The organism is Nitrospira sp. BLG_2, assembly GCF_049222245.1.
The window spans coordinates 1-6,898 of sequence record NZ_JBLYIG010000016.1 but is presented as its reverse complement, the minus strand read 5'-3'; the positions used below and the strand labels follow the sequence as shown (position 1 = coordinate 6,898).

Sequence of the window (6,898 nt, the reverse complement as noted above, 5' to 3'; positions counted from 1 at the left end):
ATTCAGATCAGCATGGACGGCAAAGGCTGCTGGCGGGATAACGTGTTCGTGGAGCGACTCTGGAAAAGCATCAAATATGAGGAGATCTATTTATATGCGTATGACACCGTCAGCGCGGCGCATCAGGGGCTGGCGCGCTATGTACTGTTCTACAACCAGACCCGACCGCATCGGGCGCTTAAGGGCCAGACGCCTGACCATGTCTATAATGATCATCTGACGACACGGCAGACCGCCGCGTAGTCAGCAATCCGCCAGGTGCCACTTATGAACTGGGGAAAACTGTCCAACCAACCGGAGCCACCTCTGCCTGATCGACGGTGTTGAGAAAATCTCGAAATACCAGCTCCAAGCCCCCCCCTACCCTGACTTGATTGCGGTCATGCAGCAGCACCCCTCTCGCCGCTCGACTCGACGCCTGTTCCGAGCGGAGATCGACAAAATACTTCGTGATCCATCGCACCCCCAACACCGAGCGTTTACAGAAGAGCTCGCAAAATATCAGTCAGGCGGTGCGCGATGAGCACGGTTGATGGTGCCCTGCTCGATGTGAAAGCGGCGGCGGCCTATTTGGGCGGAACCGAACGATGGTTGCGCCGACTGTTGGAGCGCGACCTCGTGCCGTGTAAGCGGATTGGCCGCAACATCTATTTCAAGCGGGTTTGGCTCGATGAGTTCATTGATGATTTGCCCAGCATTACGCCGCGACAGACCCCCTTCAATGCGAGAAGAAAATCGTCATACGACAGACTTCGTGAAGTAATAAGATCGGTTATGGTTCCAATTGCCAAGGCCGACGTAGACCCGTATACTGCCGTTCGGTGGCTTCCTGGGTGATCGAATATAAAAATGCTGGCTCGGAGGGGTGACGGAGCGGCCGAACGTGCCGGTCTTGAAAACCGGAGATGGGGTAACCCATCCGCGAGTTCAAATCTCGCCCCCTCCGCCACATATCAATAGATTGCGCGTCGGCAACTGACCCGCGCTCTCGCGCTGATCCTCTAATGTCACCGTACGTGTAACCTTTTTCTTCTGAATGTATCGATTCAGCCGTTTGGCCACCTGACGGAGATCATCTTCACTCGTGATGTTATAGCGGCGACGGCGCAGGCTTGAGGGACCCGGCTAGAACAAGGTCACGGGACTACCTTCACCAGAATAGAGACACTGCGCATGTCGAAGGGGAAATAGCGGAGAACGCCAAACCATCCTGAATACAAGGTGTGTCCATGGACAATGATATGGTCACTGTTCTCTCCGTCTTGGGCACAGCTCTCGCGTATTGCGCTCCCTCATTTATCGCCCTCGGGCGAGGGCATCCCAACTGCATTCCTATTTTGATCGCGAATCTCTCGTTAGGATGGACAGGGATCGGCTGGGTGGGCGCGTTGGTCTGGGCGTTAAAAGGCCGACAGAGCGCGCGCGAATCCTGACTGAACGTAACGGGTTGATGCCACGAATCTACCCTGTGGAAGTCCTGAAGACCTGCGGGGGCTAGAGTGCTGAGGGCTCCTGCCGATGAGCGGACACCGGCCGCGCTGAACGACGGGAATCGACTTTCTAAATGGATCTCGTGACTGGGCGTTGATATCATCCCAGCTTCCGTCCTCTCGGCACATGAACCGCAATTGCCACGGTTAGCGTTTTATGGGTATTGCAATGTAATCATTATGGCGGTCCCGGCATCGCCCAACCCATGAGGACATTATGGTCACCAATGCGCATCGGATACCGTTCCAACGATTGCTGGTTCGGTTTGTCTCGAACTCCACACCGATCGAACGGCATCTCCTGGCGGGCAAGCCGCTCGAGGACAGCGAACGCGATCTAATCTACAATACGGTACTCATCCTCCAAGCAGCGCTCGAAGTATGGCAAAGAAAGCAAGGCATGCCATTCAGTCAAGCGCCTCGGCCTGATCACTGATGATCATGACGCCGGAGCAGTGAAAAGAACACGCAAGAAGGCTGTCCGGCTCGGTGGAAGGAACATCTGCCGAAAATCAAGGCCCCTACGTGCGCGTTGAGACCGTACGCCTTATGGCGTGGTGGGGGAGAGCTGTGGTTTCACGGGAGGAATAGGTTCAGGCTTTGGCGGAGGCACGGGCGAGGGTGGTAGCGGGATGGGTTGCGGAGCTGGATCAGGTGACGGCGGAATGGGTTCTGGAGGCGGAGAAGGAATAGGTTGCGGCGGGAGAGGATCAACAGCCGACGCCAGGTTGAGATGAGAGGACACTTTCGGGTTGCTGTCACAGCTTTCGATGAATGACCCGAACGCCAGCAGAGTAATCAGGCTCCCCCATACAAAAGCGGCGGAAGCGAAAGCACGGTTGAGTGAGTTCGGCATGCGTCATCCTACCGGCTTCAAAGGCCTTCCACCTACTAGGAAATCCCATAGGACAGTACTTGCGACATGTTTGATCTTGTACAAGGCGCCACGCGAACCTGGTGAGGGCAGGCTGCTGTCGACGAAGGATGAATCCCCCAAACACATCTGACACGGTTATACCGAGTTTGAGCTGAAGACTCGCTAACAGCCACGGCCAGGTGTCCGGTTCAAGAAGGACGATGACCGAAGCTAATCAGAAACCAGATCCTGATACTCGCTGTGCCGCCGAAGCCAACCGGCCGCATAGCCGCATATGGGCACCGCCTTCAGTTTTTGCGCGCGCACCACATCCATTAATTTACCCATGAATTCCCCGGCGGCACCCTTGCCGCGCAATTCCTGCGGCGCGAACACGTAATCGATATACAGTGTGTTCGTATCCCGGCGCACATCGGCGTACACCACCAGGTTGCCGATCGGCATTTCATAACGTTGTTGGGCCTCGTTATATGTGACCGGATTGTTTGCCGTCATGGCTTTCCAACTCCTGTTGAGCATTCATCGATCCCATGTTCGATCCGAAACCATGTTCGTATGACGCCTGTCTGTAAGGACCAATCCGGCAGGCGCATGAAACAGAGGCCAAGCTCGACAATACCGCCAAAAAGAAAGCTCCGTCCTCTTTCAAGGGCGGAGCTCAGTGAACAGTGCAGCTTCCTTCATTTGTGTCCGGGCAACGTTTCCGCCGCCCGTTCAAAATGTCCACTAGCCTGTTCGATTATGACTCTATCCTACTCATGTCTCGGCAGGTACTGGGAGATTCCCTAAGCCAATCCATGGGAGGAGATGATGAAGCAGCGAGCGAATGAGCTTCCCAGTCCTCTCACAGGGATGGTCTCTTGGGCATCGATGGCCCCTGAGAAGAAACAACCGTTCGGCGAACGGGCGAAGCAAACGACCTCGGCCTTAAGCTTTGGCCAGTACGTCACTGTTCGCAGCGCTGGGTAAGATCGCCATGGGTGCACCCTGGGGGACGGTCGAACTCGTGGGCGAAAGAAATGCACTCATCCTCCATGTCGCTGTGTCACCGAAAGCCAAGCCGATTCCTGGGAGCGTTGAATTATGAAGACGTCAGGGACATGAGTCGGGAGGATTACTTCCCGTATCCGGAATTTCATTCAATGGCGCGTTTTGAAGAGTATTCATCCTCACGAGTCTTTGGATTTCATTCCTCAATCGGTCATTTTCCTCCCTGAGAAATGCGATCTTGTCGGTCTGGAGTTCTAGCTTTGTGTGAAAGTGCCAATAGAGCGCTCCTCCGATGAGAAGACAGCCCGTCAATACAGCGATACCAAACGACACTGGAGCTTGCTTCACCACTTGCCACTCCAAGCTTAATCTGGAGCCGGACCCGTTGTTGTCCATGCCTCACCCCCTTTTGAAGAGGGCCTAGAATACGGACGATTGCGCCCGGGAGGCAAGATAGCCATGATCACTTCACAGAATGCAGGCATGCTTCACGAAAAGAAGAGATCGGCGAGATAGGATAACGCGGAGGCCAAGAGAGGGGGCTCCGTCTTGAAGAAGGTTTCCTCGGAGCCCTCTACTTAGCACCACCTTTACTTAATGAGCCTTTGTTGCCCGACACCGACCCAGGGCTAGGCGTGGTGCCTCCAGGCGACCCCTTGACGTCAGTCTGGCCCGTGTTCAAATCGGGTACGGGCAGGGGCCCACCTAAGATAATGGCATTTCCAGTCTGGCTTTGGGGCTTCTCTGTCGGCTGGTGCACTGGGTAGGGATGTGGTTTGATGGAGCCGTTCGATCCAATGTCGCTGTACGCTCCGGCGAGCGCTTTGGATTGACTTTCTAAGGTTGGCTCGAATTGAGCTTCACCTTTAGGTTCGGGACCCCACAGAGAACAACCCGCGAATGAAAGTATTCCACCCACCATCGTTATGTATGCGTAAGTGTGTGTGATCTTCGCCATACTCGTCCTCTCACGTTCAACGTCCTGATTCGCGAACCATGGGTTCCTTTTGTTTGGCAAACTCTTCTTTGGCCGACCGCCCGGCCTCCTTCACCATCTCCTGGCCCTGTTTTCCATATTCCTGAACTGCTCGTCCGGCATCCCGGACGGCCTCTTCCCCTTTGTCATAATACTCCTTCCCTCGTTCTACTGCGGTCTCCCATGCTTCCTGCCCGTTTTCCAACAGTTCATCCTTCGCGCGATCGGCATAGTCCCGTAGCTTACTGCGCAGCTCTGAGCCCCGTTCAGGCGCAAACAGCAGCGCAATCCCCGCTCCAATCAGCCCTCCCGCGATAAACGCGGACCAATCCATGGCGCTCCCAATACCTTCATCGTCATGGTTTTCGTTATGCATGCGATCCTCATCTGTTCAGCATTGACTGTGGTTGCGCTCGGCACATCCTAGCGAAGCTTATGGAATTCTGTACTGGAAAAAGGCCTAGGAGGACGACCATTCAAGGCCACCCCTAGGGAGCCTTCCAGTGTGGCCTATCCCAAGGTCGACTACGCTGTAGGTAAAAGTCAGCCGGTCTAGGCATCGGGGTCTTCTTCCGGTCGAGCAATGTCACCATAAGCTTCACCATTGCCCCTTACCCCCACATCCCCACGCAACGGGATGCAAGGCTAGTAAAAGCCATACAGGTCGCTCCCATTGCGGCTTTCCTCGTCTTTCTGTAGACTCGGATCATTGGACGTACAAGGTCCCCAGTTAGTCTCGATGGGGCGGAGCGGCCATGCTGAACAGCCGACCTGTAACTAGAACGATCAAGATGAAGCTTCAAGAATGAGAAGGAGAAAGGTTGCTGCCGGAGCACAAACGCGTACGACTGACTGTCCGAGGGAGTGGTGCAAGACGATGAAGAATCCTGCAGGAACGTAGGCGGAGGCGCGTCATGCGGCTCGTTGTGGTTCTGATCTTCACCCTTCTGAGCGCTTGTGCCGACCTAAAGCCCGATCAGGCTTCCGATCGAACGGGCGGGGTTTCATCTGAGAAACGCGAGGCACTGTATCAACAAGCCAGTGAGGCAGCGCAACAATCTCGTGAACGATACATCGCTACAGAACGACCGGCCCTTCAGCGAAAGTTTCGACAGGAATACCCCACGATGGCGGACACGGACATCGAGGTCCTAGTCACCGATGCCTTGGAGAAAGGGTTGCGTTCAACGCATGGACGCAGACCGGATGGTCCCGTCAGGCAGCCACCGCTGGACTGTATGTCTTCCCTATGGAGAAATTCTCCCTTCATGAATTGCTATTAGCAAGCGCGGAAGAGAAGCCTTAGCCCGTGCCAAGGCAGACGTGCGTCGATCATGGCGGCTAAGACATATTCTATTGTTCAAGTATGGATGGTAGGATTGAGAAAACTTTTGAAAGGAGTACATCATGAAAGGTGACCACTCCCATACACACGCACACAACCACGAGCACAGTCATGAATCAGCTCAGGCTCACACACATCAACATGAGCACGAGCATGCCCATGCTCACGAGCATGGCGCCGACACGATGCGTCATGACCATCAGCACGCTGGCGAGCACGGTGAACATCAGCACCAGCACTGAATGTGCTTCTTTCAATGCGCGTTGATCGATCCGGTCAGGGATATTTCCATGATCGGCTCGCTCGTGATGTGATAGCGGTCAAACACCGACCGTGTTTTGTGACCGTTAATCTTCATCGGGACCCTCTCAGGCGCCCCCTGCCCCGGATAAAGAATTCCTCACGCCGGTCCGTCGCCGGTCAACTCATTGATCGAAGGGAGTGCCTATGAAATGTCCACAATGTTTAGCGGAAAATGACGTATCCGCCACGAAGTGCTCCGCGTGCGACCATATCTTTGCTCCCCAACGAGTTAAGTCCATGCAGTACACGAGTTTCTATGCCGAGTATTTTGCTTTTCGGGAACTCGTGACCCCGCAGCTCATTAAGGTCGTCTATATCGTGGGGGCATGCTTCATTACCGCGGCAGGGCTCGTGTCCATCCTGTCCCCCGAAACCTTGAATGAATATGATGTCGGCCCGATTCTTAGCCGGCTCGGAGGAGTCTTTCTCTTACTCGTGGGAAACCTTGTGTGGCGTATGATGTGCGAAGGCGCCATACTCCTCTTTAGTCTCCATGAGCTACTGGTCAGTATTGACACTCGAGCGAAAGGCCTGGTGTTGCGGGGTAAAAACAGCTGATCATAGGACACTTGAGACGGTGTGGTTCATGGACGGGAGGAACCTGAACTATGCATTGGGCCCAGCAAGACCGGTGCTGATGGTATTGGGAATACGCCCCGGCGTACATCCTCCTCGCCCTTTAGAAGCGGGGACCAGAGGGGCATCAGAAGACCTGAAGGCGAACCCGTCCCCGGTCCTGTCGTGGGAGTGACCGAAACGGGGCAAAGTTACCCTTGGAAAAGACAGATGTCGTTAGGCTCTCGCAAGCCTTTGAACGTTCACGTCTTTGAGGGTCGCGCTCGTCACCGACTGGCAAGCTGCAACATTCCGCATAGCGTTCCGAATATAGCGACTAATATGTACACTTCGATGAAGGA

At 54.8% G+C, this 6,898-nt stretch carries 11 protein-coding genes and 1 tRNA gene; 8 read left to right on the top strand and 4 right to left on the bottom strand.

Going from position 1 to position 6,898, the window contains the following annotated elements:
• On the top strand, positions 1-243 hold a 243-nt coding region (locus ACOSYY_RS00550), incomplete at its 5' end, for an integrase core domain-containing protein (RefSeq protein WP_421660271.1).
• A gap of 22 nt (positions 244-265) precedes the next feature.
• Here the strand turns inward: ACOSYY_RS00550 and ACOSYY_RS00545 are convergent.
• Positions 266-463 (bottom strand): hypothetical protein, encoded by a 198-nt coding sequence (locus tag ACOSYY_RS00545; RefSeq protein ID WP_421660270.1) that lies wholly within the window; start codon positions 461-463, stop codon positions 266-268.
• A 56-nt stretch (positions 464-519) separates the two neighbouring features.
• Between ACOSYY_RS00545 and ACOSYY_RS00540 the strand changes: the two genes are divergently transcribed.
• The 4 genes from ACOSYY_RS00540 (at position 520) to ACOSYY_RS00525 (ending at position 1,926) form a co-directional block, all read left to right on the top strand.
• Positions 520-837 carry a helix-turn-helix domain-containing protein gene (locus tag ACOSYY_RS00540; protein ID WP_421660269.1) on the top strand — a complete coding sequence of 106 codons (318 nt, stop codon included), beginning with the start codon at positions 520-522 and terminating at the stop codon, positions 835-837.
• A gap of 22 nt (positions 838-859) precedes the next feature.
• Positions 860-949 (top strand) — tRNA-Ser (locus ACOSYY_RS00535).
• Positions 950-1,229: 280 nt separating this feature from the next.
• Positions 1,230-1,433: a superinfection immunity protein gene (locus ACOSYY_RS00530; protein WP_421660268.1), complete on the top strand. Its 204-nt coding sequence runs from the start codon at positions 1,230-1,232 to the stop codon at positions 1,431-1,433.
• A 274-nt stretch (positions 1,434-1,707) separates the two neighbouring features.
• Complete coding sequence (locus ACOSYY_RS00525; RefSeq protein WP_421660267.1) at positions 1,708-1,926, top strand: hypothetical protein; 219 nt, start codon at positions 1,708-1,710, stop codon at positions 1,924-1,926.
• Positions 1,927-2,577: 651 nt separating this feature from the next.
• Here the strand turns inward: ACOSYY_RS00525 and ACOSYY_RS00520 are convergent.
• Positions 2,578-2,862, bottom strand: a complete 285-nt coding sequence (locus ACOSYY_RS00520; RefSeq protein WP_421660266.1) for a GNAT family N-acetyltransferase — start codon at positions 2,860-2,862, stop codon at positions 2,578-2,580.
• A gap of 312 nt (positions 2,863-3,174) precedes the next feature.
• Between ACOSYY_RS00520 and ACOSYY_RS00515 the strand changes: the two genes are divergently transcribed.
• Positions 3,175-3,336 (top strand): hypothetical protein, encoded by a 162-nt coding sequence (locus tag ACOSYY_RS00515; RefSeq protein WP_421660265.1) that lies wholly within the window; start codon positions 3,175-3,177, stop codon positions 3,334-3,336.
• 995 nt (positions 3,337-4,331) lie between these two features.
• Here the strand turns inward: ACOSYY_RS00515 and ACOSYY_RS00510 are convergent.
• The gene (locus ACOSYY_RS00510) at positions 4,332-4,709 is read right to left on the bottom strand and encodes a YtxH domain-containing protein (protein ID WP_421660264.1); all 378 of its coding nucleotides are present in this window, start codon (positions 4,707-4,709) and stop codon (positions 4,332-4,334) included.
• 538 nt (positions 4,710-5,247) lie between these two features.
• Here ACOSYY_RS00510 and ACOSYY_RS00505 point away from each other — a divergent pair.
• Positions 5,248-5,616, top strand: a complete 369-nt coding sequence (locus tag ACOSYY_RS00505) for a hypothetical protein (protein WP_421660263.1) — start codon at positions 5,248-5,250, stop codon at positions 5,614-5,616.
• Positions 5,617-5,794: 178 nt separating this feature from the next.
• Here ACOSYY_RS00505 and ACOSYY_RS00500 read toward each other — a convergent pair whose 3' ends face one another.
• The gene (locus tag ACOSYY_RS00500; protein ID WP_421660262.1) at positions 5,795-5,917 is read right to left on the bottom strand and encodes a hypothetical protein; all 123 of its coding nucleotides are present in this window, start codon (positions 5,915-5,917) and stop codon (positions 5,795-5,797) included.
• 301 nt (positions 5,918-6,218) lie between these two features.
• Here ACOSYY_RS00500 and ACOSYY_RS00495 point away from each other — a divergent pair, with 301 nt between their 5' ends.
• Entirely contained in the window at positions 6,219-6,539 is a 321-nt protein-coding gene (locus ACOSYY_RS00495; protein WP_421660261.1) for a DUF4282 domain-containing protein, read from the top strand.
• Positions 6,540-6,898: the final 359 nt, after the last annotated feature.